Annotated in this window: 19 protein-coding genes; 18 read left to right on the top strand and 1 reads right to left on the bottom strand. The window is 59.1% G+C overall.

Going from position 1 to position 16,284, the window contains the following annotated elements; translation table 11 throughout:
• The first annotated feature begins 423 nt into the window (after window positions 1-423).
• The 3 genes from rluC to sppA are packed head-to-tail and all read left to right on the top strand — an operon-like array spanning window position 424 to window position 3,046.
• A complete protein-coding gene (gene rluC / locus V5E99_RS12270) occupies window positions 424-1,386 on the top strand; it encodes a 23S rRNA pseudouridine(955/2504/2580) synthase RluC (protein WP_499802671.1) in 963 nt (320 codons plus the stop codon).
• The gene (locus V5E99_RS12265) at window positions 1,373-2,032 is read left to right on the top strand and encodes an HAD-IA family hydrolase (protein ID WP_499802670.1); all 660 of its coding nucleotides are present in this window, start codon (window positions 1,373-1,375) and stop codon (window positions 2,030-2,032) included. Before rluC ends, V5E99_RS12265 begins: the two co-directional genes overlap by 14 nt.
• Window positions 2,033-2,056: 24 nt before the next feature.
• Window positions 2,057-3,046 (top strand): signal peptide peptidase SppA, encoded by a 990-nt coding sequence (sppA, locus tag V5E99_RS12260; RefSeq protein WP_499802669.1) that lies wholly within the window; start codon window positions 2,057-2,059, stop codon window positions 3,044-3,046.
• 121 nt (window positions 3,047-3,167) lie between these two features.
• On the opposite strand, the gene V5E99_RS12255 is transcribed toward sppA, so the two are convergent.
• Window positions 3,168-3,746, bottom strand: a complete 579-nt coding sequence (locus V5E99_RS12255) for a Maf family protein (protein WP_499802668.1) — start codon at window positions 3,744-3,746, stop codon at window positions 3,168-3,170.
• A gap of 105 nt (window positions 3,747-3,851) precedes the next feature.
• Here V5E99_RS12255 and V5E99_RS12250 point away from each other — a divergent pair, with 105 nt between their 5' ends.
• The 15 genes from V5E99_RS12250 (at window position 3,852) to V5E99_RS12180 (ending at window position 16,215) form a co-directional block, all read left to right on the top strand.
• Window positions 3,852-4,379 carry a YceD family protein gene (locus V5E99_RS12250; RefSeq protein ID WP_008152342.1) on the top strand — a complete coding sequence of 176 codons (528 nt, stop codon included), beginning with the start codon at window positions 3,852-3,854 and terminating at the stop codon, window positions 4,377-4,379.
• 13 nt (window positions 4,380-4,392) lie between these two features.
• The gene (gene rpmF, locus V5E99_RS12245; protein WP_008152339.1) at window positions 4,393-4,575 is read left to right on the top strand and encodes a 50S ribosomal protein L32; all 183 of its coding nucleotides are present in this window, start codon (window positions 4,393-4,395) and stop codon (window positions 4,573-4,575) included.
• Window positions 4,576-4,579: 4 nt separating this feature from the next.
• Window positions 4,580-5,590, top strand: coding sequence for a phosphate acyltransferase PlsX (plsX, locus tag V5E99_RS12240; RefSeq protein ID WP_499802667.1), 1,011 nt, complete (start codon window positions 4,580-4,582; stop codon window positions 5,588-5,590).
• A 125-nt stretch (window positions 5,591-5,715) separates the two neighbouring features.
• Complete coding sequence (gene fabD, locus V5E99_RS12235) at window positions 5,716-6,654, top strand: ACP S-malonyltransferase (RefSeq protein ID WP_499802666.1); 939 nt, start codon at window positions 5,716-5,718, stop codon at window positions 6,652-6,654.
• A gap of 16 nt (window positions 6,655-6,670) precedes the next feature.
• Window positions 6,671-7,411 (top strand): 3-oxoacyl-ACP reductase FabG, encoded by a 741-nt coding sequence (gene fabG, locus V5E99_RS12230; RefSeq protein WP_499802665.1) that lies wholly within the window; start codon window positions 6,671-6,673, stop codon window positions 7,409-7,411.
• A 196-nt stretch (window positions 7,412-7,607) separates the two neighbouring features.
• Window positions 7,608-7,844 (top strand): acyl carrier protein, encoded by a 237-nt coding sequence (gene acpP, locus V5E99_RS12225; protein ID WP_003442511.1) that lies wholly within the window; start codon window positions 7,608-7,610, stop codon window positions 7,842-7,844.
• A 108-nt stretch (window positions 7,845-7,952) separates the two neighbouring features.
• Complete coding sequence (gene fabF / locus V5E99_RS12220) at window positions 7,953-9,197, top strand: beta-ketoacyl-ACP synthase II (protein WP_054613861.1); 1,245 nt, start codon at window positions 7,953-7,955, stop codon at window positions 9,195-9,197.
• On the top strand, window positions 9,197-10,012 hold the full coding sequence (gene pabC, locus V5E99_RS12215) for an aminodeoxychorismate lyase (protein WP_499802664.1): 816 nt from the start codon (window positions 9,197-9,199) through the stop codon (window positions 10,010-10,012). The genes fabF and pabC overlap by 1 nt, the downstream gene beginning before the upstream one ends.
• 3 nt (window positions 10,013-10,015) lie before the next feature.
• Window positions 10,016-11,236, top strand: coding sequence for an endolytic transglycosylase MltG (gene mltG / locus V5E99_RS12210; protein WP_499802663.1), 1,221 nt, complete (start codon window positions 10,016-10,018; stop codon window positions 11,234-11,236).
• 19 nt (window positions 11,237-11,255) lie between these two features.
• On the top strand, window positions 11,256-11,888 hold the full coding sequence (tmk, locus tag V5E99_RS12205; protein WP_499802662.1) for a dTMP kinase: 633 nt from the start codon (window positions 11,256-11,258) through the stop codon (window positions 11,886-11,888).
• Window positions 11,881-12,867: a DNA polymerase III subunit delta' gene (locus tag V5E99_RS12200; RefSeq protein ID WP_499802661.1), complete on the top strand. Its 987-nt coding sequence runs from the start codon at window positions 11,881-11,883 to the stop codon at window positions 12,865-12,867. Before tmk ends, V5E99_RS12200 begins: the two co-directional genes overlap by 8 nt.
• 42 nt (window positions 12,868-12,909) lie before the next feature.
• Window positions 12,910-13,266 carry a PilZ domain-containing protein gene (locus V5E99_RS12195; RefSeq protein WP_499802660.1) on the top strand — a complete coding sequence of 119 codons (357 nt, stop codon included), beginning with the start codon at window positions 12,910-12,912 and terminating at the stop codon, window positions 13,264-13,266.
• A gap of 15 nt (window positions 13,267-13,281) precedes the next feature.
• Window positions 13,282-14,073: a TatD family hydrolase gene (locus tag V5E99_RS12190; protein ID WP_499802659.1), complete on the top strand. Its 792-nt coding sequence runs from the start codon at window positions 13,282-13,284 to the stop codon at window positions 14,071-14,073.
• A gap of 395 nt (window positions 14,074-14,468) precedes the next feature.
• Window positions 14,469-15,107 carry a TetR/AcrR family transcriptional regulator gene (locus tag V5E99_RS12185; RefSeq protein ID WP_007908276.1) on the top strand — a complete coding sequence of 213 codons (639 nt, stop codon included), beginning with the start codon at window positions 14,469-14,471 and terminating at the stop codon, window positions 15,105-15,107.
• 139 nt (window positions 15,108-15,246) lie between these two features.
• Window positions 15,247-16,215: a GTP 3',8-cyclase MoaA gene (locus V5E99_RS12180; protein ID WP_499802658.1), complete on the top strand. Its 969-nt coding sequence runs from the start codon at window positions 15,247-15,249 to the stop codon at window positions 16,213-16,215.
• Window positions 16,216-16,284 lie beyond the last annotated feature (69 nt).

The following is a 16,284-nucleotide window of genomic DNA, read 5'->3' as shown; positions in this document are numbered from 1 at the left end:
TCCCTGATAATTCGGGTGCTGCCGCGCGCAGAATCCGCAGCGGGTTGGCATTTACCGTGAACTCCGAAAGGGGAGGTCACGCATCATGGCTAATTTAGGCGTTGTTTCCGAAGCGTTCGCTCGGGGTCATTCGCAGCTGACTGCACTTTGTGAACTGGCCGTGAATATGGCTCGCAAGGCGAGTGAAAACTCTGCTTTGCCGCTTGATTCAGGCCTCATGTCACCTGCGCTCGTTACACCTGCAAACTCCACCGTTACGTAGCGAAAGCCCCGTAGGACGGCCTCGCGTCCTGGTGAATTGCGTTGGTCAGGGCCGGTTTTTGACCGTTAGTCCGCTGTCCAGGCCGCTTTTGGCGGCGTTCGCGACTATAGCAGCAATGATTAAGTGCTTCAATTCCATAAAAAATTGTTATCATCGCCGCCATGACGACTACCGCCCCCTCGACCCCAGCGGTACAACTGCTGGAGGTCTCGCCGGAATATGCCGGCCAACGTATTGATAACTTCCTTCTCGCTCGGCTCAAAGGCGTGCCCAAGACCTTGATTTACCGAATTTTGCGTAAAGGCGAAGTGCGAGTGAACAAAGGTCGGATCAAGCCCGAATACAAGCTGCAGGCGGGCGATATCGTGCGCGTGCCGCCGGTTCGCGTGCCTGAGCGCGACGAACCGGTGCCGCTGGCACAAGGCCTGCTCCAGCGCCTCGAAGCTTCGATTGTCTTCGAAGACAAGGCGCTGATCGTGATCAACAAGCCTTGCGGCATCGCGGTTCATGGCGGCAGCGGCCTGACTTACGGCGTGATCGAAGCCTTTCGTCAGTTGCGTCCCGATTGCAAGGAATTGGAGCTGGTTCACCGGCTCGACCGTGATACTTCCGGCCTGCTGATGATCGCCAAGAAACGCAGCATGTTGCGTCACTTGCACACGGCCTTGCGCGGCGACGGCATCGACAAACGCTATATGGCGCTGGTGCGCGGTAACTGGGCGGCCTCGATCAAGCAAGTCCGTGCGCCGCTGGGCAAGAGCAATCTGCGCTCCGGTGAGCGCATGGTCGAGGTCGACGAGGAGGAGGGCAAAGAGTCGGTGACCGTGTTCAAGGTCCTGCGTCGTTTCGGCGACTTTGCCACCCTGATCGAAGCCAAGCCGATCACCGGTCGCACTCACCAGATCCGCGTCCACACCTTGCACGCCGGGCATTGCATTGCCGGTGATACCAAGTACGGCGATGACGATTTCAGCAAAGAGATTCGTGATCTGGGCGGTAAGCGCCTGTTCCTGCACGCCTACCTGCTGACCGTGCCGCTGCCCGATGGCGGCGAGCTGAAGTTGCAGGCGCCGGTGGATGAAATGTGGGCCAAGACCGTGGAGCGCCTGAGTGCACCCCTCTGATTACAAGCTGCTGATTTTCGATTGGGACGGCACCCTGGCCGATTCCATTGGTCGGATTGTCGAGGCGATGCATGTCGCCTCCGAGCGCTCGGGTTTTCAATTGTGTGATGACTTTGCCGTCAAAGGCATCATCGGTCTCGGGTTGCCCGAGGCGATTCGCACGTTGTATCCGCAGATTGGCGACGACGAACTCATTGCCTTTCGCCAGCACTATGCCGATCACTACATTGCCGCAGAAGCCGTGCCTTCGCCGCTGTTCGAGGGCGTTGTTGAGTCGATGGCCGCTTTTCGCGACGAGGGTTATCACTTGGCGGTCGCTACCGGCAAGGCCCGTCGTGGGCTGGATCGGGTGCTCAAGGCTCACGGCTGGGAAGACTATTTCGATATCACCCGTGCGGCAGATGAAACGGCCAGCAAGCCGCATCCTCTGATGCTGGAAGAAATCCTGGCGCATTGCGGTGTTTCTGCGCAGCAGGCGCTGATGGTCGGGGATTCGTCCTTTGATCTGCAAATGGCGCGCAACGCGGGCATGGATTCGGTGGCTGTCAGTTATGGCGCTCAATCCATCGAGGCGTTGCAGGTGTTCGAGCCGAAGCTGTCGATTGATCGTTTTCCTGAATTGCACGCCTGGCTCCGTCAGGCTTAATACGTTTTTGCTGGGGTAGATGGCATGACCGACGAATGGAAAGCGCCTGCCAAGGCAAGCGCGGATGGCGGTGACGAGAAGAGCTGGAAGCTGCTGGAAAAGACCCTCCTGGCCAGTGTTCAGGAACAGCGCCGCTCGCGCCGTTGGGGGATTTTCTTCAAGTTGCTGACTTTCGTGTACCTGTTTGCCGCGCTGTTGCTGTTCACGCCGCTGATGGACATGGAAAAAAGCGGCACTCGCGGCTCCAACTACACTGCGTTGATCGACGTGAATGGCGTGATCGCCGACAAGGAGTCCGCCAGCGCCGATAACATTGTCGGCAGTCTGCGTGCAGCCTTCGAAGACACCAAGGTCAAGGGTGTGATCCTGCGCATCAACAGCCCGGGTGGCAGTCCGGTGCAGTCGGGTTACGTGTATGACGAAATCAAGCGCCTGCGTGGCTTGCACCCTGATACCAAGGTGTACGCGGTGATTTCTGATCTGGGGGCTTCCGGTGCTTATTACATCGCCAGTGCGGCCGACCAGATCTACGCCGACAAGGCGAGCCTGGTGGGTTCCATTGGTGTGACGGCGGCCGGCTACGGTTTTGTCGGGACCATGGAGAAGCTCGGCGTCGAGCGTCGTACCTACACCTCTGGCGAGCACAAGTCGTTCCTCGATCCGTTCCAGCCGCAAAAACCTGAAGAGACTCAGTTTTGGCAGGGTGTGCTCGATACCACGCATCAGCAGTTCATCAACAGCGTGAAGAAGGGGCGTGGTGATCGGCTCAAGGACAAAGAACATCCAGAGCTGTTCTCAGGGTTGGTCTGGTCTGGCGAACAGGCGCTGCCGCTCGGGTTGATCGATGGTCTGGGTAATGCCAGTTCGGTGGCTCGTGACGTAATTGGCGAGAAAGAGCTGGTGGACTTCACCATCCAGGAGTCGACCTTTGATCGTTTCTCGAAGAAGCTCGGCGCCAGCGTGGCCGAGCAGTTGGCGATGTGGATGGGGTTTCATGGTCCGTCGTTGCGCTGAATCTGCTGTGGCATGAAAAAACCGGCCTTTGTGCCGGTTTTTTTTCAGGATCAAAAGATCGCAGTCTTCGGTTGGGCGCGATCCCATGTAGGAGCTGCCGAAGGCTGCGATCTTTTGATCTTCAGGGAATCTGCACGCCTTCAGCCAATAACATGTCAATCAGCCTAATCAGCGGCAGGCCGATCAGGCTGGTGGCGTCAGGGCCTTCGGTGCTTTGAAACAGGCTCACCCCCAAACCTTCGGCCTTGAAGCTGCCAGCGCAGTCGTAGGGCTGTTCTGCGCGTAGATAACGTTCGATGCGTGCTTGATCGAGTGTGCGCATGTGTACGGTGAACGGCACGCAATCGACCTGGCAATGGCCGGTCTGGCTGTTAAGCACGGCCAGGCCGGTAAGGAAGGTCACGCTGGCGCCGCTGGAGGCCAGCAATTGTTCGTGGGCCTTTTCGAAGGTGTGGGGTTTGCCGATAATCCGCTCGCCGAGGACCGCCACTTGATCGGAGCCGATGATCAAGTGGTTGGGGTGGCTGCTGGCGAGTGCGCGCGCTTTCTCTTCGGCCAGGCGTTTTACCAGGTCAATCGCGGACTCGTTAGGGCGATGACTTTCGTCGATGTCCGGCGAGCTGCAGGTAAATTCAAGCTGCAAGCGGGACAGCAATTCCCGGCGATAAACCGAGCTTGAAGCAAGTAATAAAGGCAGCATGCGCATCTCCAAAAGGCAGGGGCGAATTCTAGCGAGGCTTCCAAGTGACGGACAGGGCTGAATTTCCTTTGACATGGCTGGGTGCATCCCTATAATGCTGCGCCTATGTTGAATGACCCGATTCCACCTCACGTTGACCCGCGCAAATTGGCTGATCGTGGCACCACCCTTCAAGGTGAAATGCTGCTGGCCGATTTGGAGAGACTCTGCGACCCGCTTTCCGACACTGTCGGTACGGTGCAGGCTAAATTCGTTTTTGAACGAGATGAACGTAAATCTGTGGTCATCCACAGCTTTATCGACACCGAGGTCAAAATGGTTTGCCAGCGTTGTCTTGAGCTGGTCACCCTGCCGATCCACAGCGAATGCAGTTATGCTGTGGTGAAGGAGGGTGCGAATACCCAGTCGTTGCCGAAAGGTTATGACGTGCTGGAACTGGGCGAAGATCCATTGGATCTGCAGTCACTGATCGAGGAGGAGCTTCTGCTCGCCTTGCCCATTGTGCCTGCTCATCATCCGGAAGAATGCCAGCAGCCGGCGGGTCTCGATGAGCCCGAACCGAGCGAGGACGAGGTAACGCGGTCCAACCCGTTCAGTGTATTGGCGCAGTTAAAGCGTGACCCAAACGTTTAGGAGTTAATCAATTATGGCTGTTCAGCAGAACAAAAAATCCCGCTCTGCCCGTGACATGCGTCGTTCGCACGACGCCCTGACGGCAAGCACTCTGTCTGTAGAAAAAACCACCGGTGAAATTCACCTGCGTCACCACGTATCGCCAGAAGGCGTATACCGTGGCCGTAAAGTGATCGACAAGGGCGCTGACGAGTAATCACTTGTCTGCTCAAGTCATCGCGATTGACGCAATGGGCGGGGACTTCGGTCCCCGCAGCATTGTTCAGGCCAGCCTTGCTTGCCTGTCTGCTACGCCCTCGCTGCACCTGACCCTCGTCGGTCAACCTACCCTTTTAGAAGAACTGCTCTCCAGCCATTCGGTTGTGGATCGCGCGCGCCTGTCGATTACCCCGGCGTCCGAAGTCATCACCATGGACGAAAAGCCTGCCCAGGCTTTGCGTGGCAAGCCTGATTCGTCGATGCGCGTGGCCCTCGAATTGCTGCGTGATGGCAAGGTCCAGGCCTGTGTCAGTGCCGGTAATACCGGCGCACTGATGGCCTTGTCGCGGTTTGTGCTCAAGACCCTGCCGGGTATTGATCGACCGGCGATGGTCGCGGCCATTCCGACGCAGAAGGGCTATTGCCAGTTGCTCGACCTGGGCGCCAACGTCGATTGCAGTGCCGAGCACTTGTTGCAGTTCGCGATCATGGGCTCGGTGGCGGCGGAAACCCTGGGCGTGGTGCGTCCGCGTGTGGCGCTGCTGAACATCGGCACCGAAGACATCAAGGGCAATCAGCAGGTCAAGCTGGCTGCAACCTTGCTGCAAAGTGCCCGTGGTATTAACTACATCGGTTTTGTCGAAGGTGACGGTTTGTACCGGGGCGAGGCCGATGTGGTGGTGTGTGACGGCTTTGTCGGCAATATCCTGCTCAAGTCCAGCGAAGGCCTGGCGACCATGATTGCCGGGCGCATCGAAGCCTTGTTCAAGAAGAACCTCGCCTCGCGGATGGTCGGTGCGTTGGCGCTGCCATTGATGAAACGCTTGCAGGCGGATCTGGCGCCGGCGCGGCACAACGGTGCGAGCTTCCTCGGCTTGCAGGGGATTGTGGTGAAAAGTCACGGTTCGGCCGGGGTCCAGGGTTTTCAGAGCGCGATACAGCGCGCGCTGATCGAGATCCAGGAAAACCTGCCGCAACGCCTTCACGGTCGCCTTGAGGATTTGTTGCCTTAGGCGTTTTCGTCGGACAATGCTTAAATGTGACCGCTCAGTTCAATTGGCCATCCAACTGTCAGTTTCTTGCGTCCCCCAGGCGGGACGTCAATTCTCCGACGACAAGATCATTAGGGGCTCGTTACATGTCTGCTTCCCTCGCATTCGTCTTTCCAGGACAGGGTTCGCAGTCCCTCGGCATGCTGGCCGAGTTGGGCGCGCAACATCCGGTTGTCCTCGAAACATTCAAAGAAGCTTCCGATGCTCTGGGTTACGACCTGTGGGCTCTGACCCAGCAAGGGCCGGAAGAGCAACTCAATCAAACCGATAAAACCCAGCCGGCCATTCTGACCGCCTCGATCGCTTTGTGGCGTCTGTGGCTGGCCGAAGGCGGCGCGCGTCCTGCTTACGTGGCCGGTCATAGCCTGGGCGAATACAGCGCCCTGGTAGCGGCGGGCAGCCTTAGCCTGGGCGACGCGGTCAAACTGGTCGAGCGTCGTGGCCAGTTGATGCAGGAAGCCGTTCCGGCCGGGCAGGGCGGCATGGCCGCTATCCTCGGTCTGGATGATGCTGACGTGCTGGCCGCCTGTGCCGAAGCGGCGCAAGGCGAAGTGGTCAGTGCCGTTAACTTCAACTCCCCGGGCCAAGTCGTCATCGCCGGTGCCAAGGCTGCGGTCGAGCGCGCTATCGAAGGCTGCAAGGCTCGTGGCGCCAAGCGCGCGATGCCATTGCCGGTCAGCGTACCGTCCCACTGCGAACTGATGCGTCCGGCGGCCGAACGGTTTGCCGAGTCCATCGCTGCCATCGACTGGCAGGCGCCGCAGATCCCGGTGGTACAGAACGTCAGCGCCAGCGTGCCGGCCGATCTGGACACCCTCAAGCGCGATCTGCTTGAGCAGCTCTACAAGCCAGTACGTTGGGTTGAATCGGTTCAGGCTCTGGCAGCCAAGGGCGCGACCCAATTGGTCGAGTGCGGCCCTGGCAAGGTGCTGGCCGGTCTGAACAAACGCTGCGCCGAAGGCGTGTCGACATCCAACCTCAATACCCCAGACGCTTTCGCTGCCGCCCGCGCAGCCTTGGCCTGAATCAGGAGAAACTTGCATGAGTCTGCAAGGTAAAGTTGCATTGGTCACCGGCGCAAGCCGTGGTATCGGCCAGGCTATCGCCCTGGAACTGGGTCGTCAGGGCGCCATCGTCATCGGCACCGCGACCTCTGCCTCGGGCGCCGAGCGCATTGCCGCTACCCTGAAAGAAAACGGTATCCAGGGCACTGGCCTGGAACTCAATGTCACCAGCGACGAGTCCGTTGCTGCGGTGTTGACGAGCATCACTTCGCAGTTTGGTGCTCCGGCGATCCTGGTCAACAATGCCGGTATCACCCGCGATAATCTGATGATGCGTATGAAAGATGACGAATGGCATGACGTCATCGATACCAACTTGAACAGTCTGTTCCGCCTGTCCAAGGGCGTTTTGCGCGGCATGACCAAAGCCCGTTGGGGCCGAATTATCAGTATTGGCTCTGTTGTGGGTGCCATGGGCAACGCAGGCCAAGTAAACTACGCAGCCGCCAAGGCCGGTCTGGAAGGTTTCAGCCGTGCACTGGCGCGTGAAGTCGGTTCGCGTTCGATTACGGTAAACTCGGTGGCCCCAGGGTTCATCGACACCGATATGACCCGGGAACTGCCCGAGGCGCAGCGTGAATCCTTGGTGACACAGATTCCGCTGGGCCGTCTGGGGCAAGCTCAAGAGATCGCGTCTGTGGTCGCTTTTCTTGCATCCGACGGTGCGGCATACGTTACTGGGGCTACAATCCCGGTGAACGGCGGGATGTACATGTAATTCAAATGTGACGGATTGCTTCAAAAAAATGTCATACGAGCTGTCTAAAATCCGTTATAAAGCTGCAATCTATTTATAGGCAGAGGGTCCCTGGGTTTGAGGAGTGAAGCTTTCAGTTGAAAAACTGAAAAGTCTTTCTATACACTTACCCACTGGCCAGCTGCCTGAATTTGTCCATTAGGAGTGAAAACAAGGTATGAGCACCATCGAAGAGCGCGTCAAGAAAATCGTTGCTGAGCAACTGGGCGTTAAAGAAGAAGAAGTGGTCAACACTGCTTCCTTCGTTGAAGACCTGGGTGCCGACTCCCTTGACACCGTTGAGCTGGTGATGGCTCTGGAAGAGGAATTCGAGACCGAAATCCCTGACGAAGAAGCTGAGAAGATCACTACTGTACAAGCTGCAATCGATTACGTTACTAACCACCAGGCTTAATAGCTTGTAATCGTTGCTAGCTGTCATGGAAAAACCGCACTGCCATCACGGCGTGCGGTTTTTTCTTTAGGCCTGATGCAAAGTCGTCATTTGAAAAAGGAGAGTGCTGTGTCGCGTAGACGCGTCGTAGTCACCGGTATGGGTATGTTGTCGCCACTGGGCACGGATGTGCCGAGCAGTTGGCAGGGCATTCTGGCTGGCCGCAGTGGCATTGGTCTGATCGAACACACCGACCTTTCTGCCTATTCCACCCGTTTTGGCGGCTCGGTAAAGGGCTTCAATGTCGAGGAATACCTGTCGGTCAAGGAAGCTCGCAAGCTCGATCTGTTCATTCAATACGGTCTGGCCGCAGGGTTTCAGGCTGTGCGCAACTCGGGCCTGGAAGTCACTGACGCCAACCGCGAGCGCATCGGTGTAGCCATGGGGTCGGGTATTGGCGGTTTGACCAATATCGAAGAAACCAGCCGCACGCTGCATGATTCCGGCCCTCGTCGAATTTCACCGTTCTTCGTGCCTGGCTCGATCATCAATATGATTTCCGGTTTCCTGTCCATCCACTTGGGTGCACAGGGGCCTAACTACGCCATCGCCACGGCATGTACCACGGGTACGCACTGCATCGGCATGGCGGCGCGCAACATCATGTACGACGAAGCCGACGTGATGATTGCCGGCGGCGCCGAAATGGCGGCTTGCGGTCTGGGCATGGGCGGCTTCGGTGCCTCCCGCGCGCTGTCGACCCGCAACGACGAGCCGACCCGTGCCAGTCGTCCATGGGACAAGGGCCGTGATGGCTTCGTCCTGTCCGACGGTGCCGGTGCACTGGTGCTCGAAGAGCTGGAGCACGCCAAGGCTCGCGGCGCGACCATCTACGCCGAGCTGATCGGTTTTGGCACCAGCGGCGACGCCTACCACATGACCTCGCCGCCCGCTGACGGCGCCGGTGCTGCACGTTGCATCACCAATGCTCTGCGCGACGCGAAGATCAATGGCGACCAGGTCCAGTACATCAACGCCCACGGCACCTCGACCTCGGCCGGCGACCTCGCCGAAGCGTGCGCGATCAAGTCGGTGTTCGGCGATCACGCCTACAAACTGGCGGTCAGTTCGACCAAGTCCATGACCGGTCACCTGTTGGGTGCGGCGGGCGCGGTTGAAGCGATTTTCAGTGTGCTGGCGATTAACAGCCAGGTGGCACCGCCGACCATCAACCTCGATGAGCCGGACGAAGGTTGCGACCTCGATTTCGTGCCGCACACGGCACGCAACATGGACATCGATGTGGTGTTGTCGAACTCCTTCGGGTTTGGCGGGACCAACGGCTCGCTGGTGTTCCGCCGGTTCGCTGACTGATGGACAGCTGGGTCGACGGTCAGCCGGCTGACGCTCTGTCGCTGAAGGATCGCGGCCTGGCTTACGGTGATGGTCTGTTCGAGACCATTGCCGTGCGAGGCGGGCAACCGCTGTTGCTGGATCGGCACCTGTCGCGTCTGGTTGAAGGTTGTTCGCGTCTGGCGATCACGGCCGATCATTCGCTGATCCGCAGCGAATTGATCGCCTATGCCGCCGCACTGGGCGAGGGCGTGCTCAAGCTCATCCTCACTCGCGGTGACAGCTTGCGCGGTTACGCCCCCGACCCTTCGGCCCAGGCCCGACGCATTCTGCAAGGCAACCCTCCCGCAACTTACCCGGTCATTCATGGGGAGCAGGGCATTCGTTTGTTCCCCTGCGCTACACGCCTTTCGATACAACCGCTGCTTGCCGGCCTCAAGCATTTGAATCGCTTGGAGCAGGTGATCGCTCGTGCCGAATGGCAGGACACCGAACACGCCGAAGGCTTGATGCTCGATCAGGCCGGTCGCGTGATTGAAGGGGTTTTCAGCAATCTGTTCCTGGTGCGCGATGGCGTGTTGATCACCGCCGATCTCAAGCGCTGCGGGGTAGCCGGCGTGATGCGTGCCGAATTATTGTTTCAGGCTGAGTCATCGGGAATCCCCACGCAAATCACCGACATCAGCCTCGATCAGCTGCAATGGGCCGATGAAGTCTTTGTCTGCAACAGCGTGTATGGCATCTGGCCGGTGCGCGCCTATGCAGCGCTGAGCTGGTCGGTTGGCCCGCTCACCCGTAAACTCCAAACCATTGCCCGCGCGCTACTGGATGCTTGATACGTGAGACGTAAACTCTTGCTGCTGCTGGAAACCGGACTGGTTCTGGCAGGGCTGCTGTTGGGCGCTTCGGCCTGGAAAATCCATTCGGCGCTGGAACAGCCGCTGAACATCACCCAGGAAGAACTGCTGGACGTGCCCAAAGGCTCCACGCCGACGGGGACGCTCATTCGACTCGAAAGCGATGGCGTCATCAAGGACGCCTTCTGGCTGCGCATCTATTGGCGCTTCAACCTGGCGAGGACGCCGATCCACAGCGGCGAATACCGCATGCTGCCCGGCATGACCGTCGACGGTCTGATCGATTTGTGGAAGCGCGGCGAAGTGGTGCAGTACAACGTGACGTTGGTCGAAGGCTGGAATTTCCGCCAGGTCCGGGCTGCGCTGGCCAAGGATGACAAGCTCAAGCAAACCCTGACCGGCCTGACCGACGCCCAGGTGATGGACAAGCTCGGTCACAGCGGGATTTTCCCTGAGGGCCGCTTCTTCCCTGATACCTACAGCTTTGTGCGTGGCATGTCCGACGCCGAGTTGCTGAAAAAAGCCTACGACCGTCTCGACGAAGTGCTCGCCAAGGAGTGGGAAAAACGCTCCGTTGATGCGCCATACACCGAACCCTATCAGGCGTTGATCATGGCCTCGCTGGTGGAGAAGGAAACCGGTGTGCCGCAAGAGCGCGGGCAGATTGCTGGTGTGTTCGTGCGGAGGATGGCGATCGGCATGTTGCTGCAAACCGATCCGACCGTGATCTACGGTCTGGGTGATCGTTACACCGGTAAGTTGACTCGCGCCCACCTCAAGGAAGCGACGCCGTACAACACTTACATGATTTCCGGATTGCCGCCGACCCCGATTGCCATGGTCGGTCGCGAAGCCATTCATGCGGCGCTGAACCCGGTGGCTGGCAACAGTTTGTATTTTGTCGCGCGCGGCGATGGCAGCCATGTGTTCTCCGATGACCTCGATGCCCACAACTCGGCGGTGCGCGAGTTCCAGCTCAAGCGCCGTGCCGATTACCGCTCTAGCCCGGCGCCAGCTAATGCGCCCGTAGCGCCGGATGCCGAGACGCCGGTTCCCGCAGCGGTGCCAGACACCGTGCCTGAAGCGGCACCGCAGGTGCCGGCAAAAGAGCCCGCGTCGGAAGCCGTAACGCCGCCGGAACCGGCCTCCACACCGGAGCCGGAATCGAAACTGGACGCCCCTGCACCGCAAAGCCCGCAATGACTCTGATTAAGGACTGCCTGTGACTGGCTTGTTTATTACCCTGGAAGGCCCGGAAGGCGCCGGCAAGAGCACCAATCGTGAATACCTGGCCGAGTGCTTGCGCGCTGCCGGTATCGAGGTGTTGCTGACCCGTGAGCCGGGCGGCACGCCGTTGGCCGAGCGCATCCGCGAAGTGCTGCTGGCCCCGGTGGATGAAGTCATGAACCCCGACACCGAGCTGTTGCTGGTGTTCGCCGCGCGAGCCCAGCATCTGGCCGAGGTCATCCGCCCGGCGCTGGCGCGCGGCGCGGTGGTTTTGTGTGATCGCTTTACCGACTCGACCTACGCCTATCAGGGTGGCGGTCGTGGCTTGTCCCTGGAGCGCATCGCGACCCTGGAAACGTTTGTCCAGGGCGACTTGCGCCCGGACCTGACGCTGATTTTCGATCTGCCGGTGGAAGTCGGCCTGGCCCGTGCCAGTGCACGTGGTCGGCTGGACCGCTTCGAACTCGAAGGTCGTGCGTTTTTCGATGCGGTGCGCAGTGCCTTTCTCAAGCGCGCCGAGGCTGATCCCGCGCGTTATGTGCTGGTGGATGCCGCCCAGCCGCTGCCGCAGGTCCAGCAGTCGCTGGATGCGTTGCTGCCGCGTTTGCTGGAGCTGACCCGTGGCTGAGGCCTATCCGTGGCAGGACGAGCTCTGGCAGCAACTGGCCGGGCGTAAACAGCACGCCCACGCCTATCTGCTCCATGGCCCGGCCGGGATCGGCAAGCGTGCCTTGGCCGAACGGCTGATGGCGCATTTGCTGTGCCAGCGTCCGACGGCGCAGGATGCCTGCGGCGAGTGTAAATCCTGCCTGCTGCTCAAGGCCGGCAGTCACCCCGACAACTACATTCTGGAGCCGGAAGAGGCGGACAAGGCGATCAAGGTCGATCAGGTCCGTGATCTGGTCAGCTTCGTGGTCCAGACCGCGCAGATGGGCGGGCGCAAAGTGGTGTTGATCGAACCGGTGGAGTCGATGAACGTCAACGCCGCCAACGCCTTGCTCAAAAGTCTTGAAGAACCGTCCGGCGATACCGTGTTGCTGCTGGTCAGCCACCAGACCAGCCGTCTGCTGCCGACGATCAAAAGTCGTTGCCAGCAGCAGGCCTGCCCGCTGCCGAGTGAAGCGATGAGCCTGGCGTGGTTGGCGACGGCGTTGCCGGATTGCTCGCAGGACGAACGCGTTGAACTGCTGACCCTGGCCGCCGGCTCGCCGCTGGCTGCGGTCAAGTTGCAGGCCCAGGGTGTTCGCGAACAGCGCGCACTGGTGGTTGAAGGTGTGAAACAGTTGCTCAAGCAACAGAAATCACCGACGCAGCTTGCCGAGGAATGGAAAAGCATCCCGCAATTGTTGTTGTTCGACTGGTTCTGCGACTGGTCGAGCCTGATCCTGCGCTTTCAGTTGACCCAGGATGAACAAGGCCTGGGCCTGATGGACATGCGCAAGGTCATTCAATACCTGGCGCAGAAAACCGCGCAGGGCAAAGTGCTGACGATTCAGGACTGGATTCTTGCCCAGCGCCAGAAAGTGATGAGCAAAGCGAACCTCAATCCGGCGTTGTTGCTGGAAGCGTTGCTGGTGCAATGGGCCTCTTTGCCTATCCAGAAGTGATCGTCTGTGCCTAGACTCTGAGCATCAGCCGTGGAGGTCAGCATGAATGAACCGCTCAACACCGGGCCGCGTAACGGTATTTTGTCCCTGACCATCAAGGACAAATCCGTGCTGTATGCGGCTTACATGCCGTTCATCAAGAACGGCGGCCTGTTCATCCCGACCAACAAAAGCTACAAGTTGGGCGACGAGGTGTTCATGTTGCTGAACCTGATGGACGAGGCGGAAAAAATTCCGGTCGCCGGCAAAGTCAGCTGGATCACCCCCAAAGGCGCGCAGGGCAACCGGGCCGCCGGGGTTGGCGTGCAGTTCAATGACGGTGATAACACCGCCCGCAGTCGAATCGAAACCCATCTGGCCGGAGCCCTGAAATCCGACCGTCCCACTCATACGATGTAAGTTGCAGCCCCTTTTATGCTCGTAGATTCCCATTGTCACCTTGATCGCCTCGACCTCGCCGCCCACGACGGCTCGCTGGATGCCGCGCTGGATGCGGCTCGCCAGCGCGGGGTCGGGCACTTTCTGTGTATCGGCGTCAGTGTCGACAACGCTGCCGATGTCAAAGCCCTGGCCGAACGTTACGACGACGTCGATTGTTCGGTGGGCGTGCATCCGCTTGACGTGCAGCCTGGTGCGGCGCCCGCGCTGGATTGGCTGTTGCAGGAGTTGAATCATCCGCGTGTGGTGGCGATCGGTGAAACCGGCCTGGATTACCACTACGAGCCGGAAGCTGCCGAGTTGCAGCAAGAGTCCTTCCGACTGCACCTGCAAGCCGCCCAGCAGACCGGCAAGCCCGTGATCATCCATACCCGTGGTGCCCGCGCCGATACGTTGAGCCTGTTGCGCGAGGCTGCGCTGCCGCAGGCCGGCGTGCTGCATTGCTTCACCGAAGACTGGGACATGGCCAAGGCTGCGTTGGACATGGGTTATTACATTTCTCTGTCCGGGATTGTCACGTTCCGCAATGCCGATGCGTTGCGCGATGTGGCGAGCAAGGTGCCAGCCGACCGTTTGCTGGTGGAAACCGACTCGCCGTACCTGGCGCCGATCCCTTATCGCGGTAAACCGAACCTGCCGCAATATGTGCGGGAAGTGGCAGAGTTTCTCGCGATGCTGCGCGGTGAGTCCTACGAGCGATTTGCCGAGCAGACCACGGAGAATTTCAAGCGGTTGTTTCCGTTGGCGCACGTCAAGGCATCGGCGTAGCACCGGAAAAGATCGCAGCCTTCGGTAGCACCTACGGGGACGACGGCCCCTGAATCGCAGGCAAAAAAAACCCGGGTTCTGGGGGGTGAATCCGGGTTAAGACCATTAGGAGTAAAACAAAGGCACGCGGTCCGTTGGTACCTATATCGGCGCGACACTTGGGGGAGATGCCTCGCCGACAGTTCAAGTATTGATCAGTATTGCGTCGACGCCAGTTTAGCCGCCCCGGTTTTTAAACAATTTTGGAATACGCCCGCTTCGGAAGAGTTCTCATCAACCGGAGACCCTGCGTGAAATGATCAAGAAACACAGATATGCTCGGATGATCCGTGCATTTTGGCGCAAGTTAGGCATAATACGCGGCTTCGAATTTTGACCCCTACAGACCTTTTCTTATGCATAAAGAACCTCGTAAGGTCCGTGAGTTTCGTCGCCGCGAGCAAGAAATTCTCGATACCGCGCTCAAGCTGTTCCTCGACCAAGGTGAAGACAGTGTCACCGTCGAGATGATTGCTGATGCCGTCGGTATCGGCAAAGGCACGATCTATAAGCACTTCAAATCCAAGGCCGAAATCTACCTGCGCCTGATGCTCGATTACGAGCGGGATTTGAACGAGCTGTTGCATTCGGCCGATGTCGACAAGGACAAGGAAGCCCTGTCCCGGGCCTACTTCGAATTCCGCATGCGCGATCCGCAGCGCTATCGCTTGTTCGATCGCCTGGAAGAAAAGGTGGTCAAGGGCAACCAGGTGCCGGAAATGGTCGAGGAGCTGCACAAGATCCGTGCCTCGAACTTCGAACGCCTGACCCTGTTGATCAAGGGCCGGATCAGCGAAGGCAAGCTTGAAGACGTGCCGCCGTACTTCCATTACTGCGCATCCTGGGCGCTGGTGCATGGCGCTGTCGCGCTGTATCACTCGCCGTTCTGGAGCAATGTGCTGGAAGATCAGGAAGGTTTCTTCCAGTTCCTGATGGACATCGGCGTGCGCATGGGCAACAAGCGCAAGCGCGACCCCGAGACCCCGAGCAGCTGAATCATTCAGTTGCCTGATTGCGCCATGTTTTCGCTATATGGCGCAGTACCGCAGGAATATACTCAGGCTTAGGACTTGCTAAAACTTGATTTGTGAGTCAAGTTTTAGCGGCCCGAATATCCTTTCGCCGGAGTGATCCATGATCGTTGACCGTCAAGGCAGGCGTTTTCGCAATTTGCGGATCAGCCTGACCTCCGCCTGCAATTACGCGTGTACCTACTGTGTGCCTAATGGCAAGCGGTTGGTGGCTGCGCAGGATGAGTTGTCGGCCGAGGCCATGGCGCGTGGCGTGGCGTATCTGATCGAAGCCGCTGGCATCGAGCGGTTGCGCATCACCGGCGGCGAGCCGCTGGTCAGCCCCAAACTCGAAGCGTTCATGACGGCCGTCGGTCAAATGGGCCTTGAAGACATCAGCCTCACCACCAACGGTCAGTTGCTGGCGAAAAAACTGCCACTGCTGGTGGACGCCGGTATCCGCCGCATCAACGTTTCCCTCGATACCCTGGACGCCAGTGCGTTTCGCAGCATCGCCCGTGGCGGCGACCTGGCCACCGTGCTCGACGGCATGGACCAGGCTGCGGCGGCTGGCATCAAGATCAAGGTCAACATGGTGCCCTTGCGCGGGCAGAACCTCGATCAGGTGATGCCACTGCTCGATTACTGTCTCGAGCGTGGCTACGAGCTGCGTTTTATCGAACTGATGCGCATGGGCCACCTGGCCAGTGACAACAACGCCTTCCTGCAACAGTTCGTCAGCCTTCAGCAGTTGCTGAGCCTGATCGGCGAGCGCTACGAATACCTGCAAGCCGATGCGCCGGTGGATGCCACCGCCGTGCGTTATGCCATTCCGGGCCTGGGCCATTTCGGCGTGATTGCCAACGAAAGCGTGCCGTTCTGCCGGACCTGTTCGCGGTTGCGGCTGTCGTCCACCGGTTGGCTGCATGGCTGCCTGTCGTCGAGCAATCGCCACTATGTCGGCGACTTGCTGGACAAACCACGCCATCAAGCACTGCCGGCGTTGCAGCGTCTCTTGGTAAAAGCCTTGGGCGACAAGCAGGAAGTGGCGTTCTCCGGTGGTGCGACCATCATGAAGATCATCGGCGGCTGATCGGACCTCATCGCGGGCAAGCCTTGCTCCCACAGGTTTGAGTGATCCCTGTAGGAGCCAGGCTTGCCC

The organism is Janthinobacterium sp. LPB2021202312-11-4, from assembly GCF_037049705.1.
Taxonomy (GTDB): domain Bacteria; phylum Pseudomonadota; class Gammaproteobacteria; order Pseudomonadales; family Pseudomonadaceae; genus Aquipseudomonas.
Note: the sequence above shows the minus strand (reverse complement) of the source record. Positions and strands in the feature narration are given on the sequence as shown.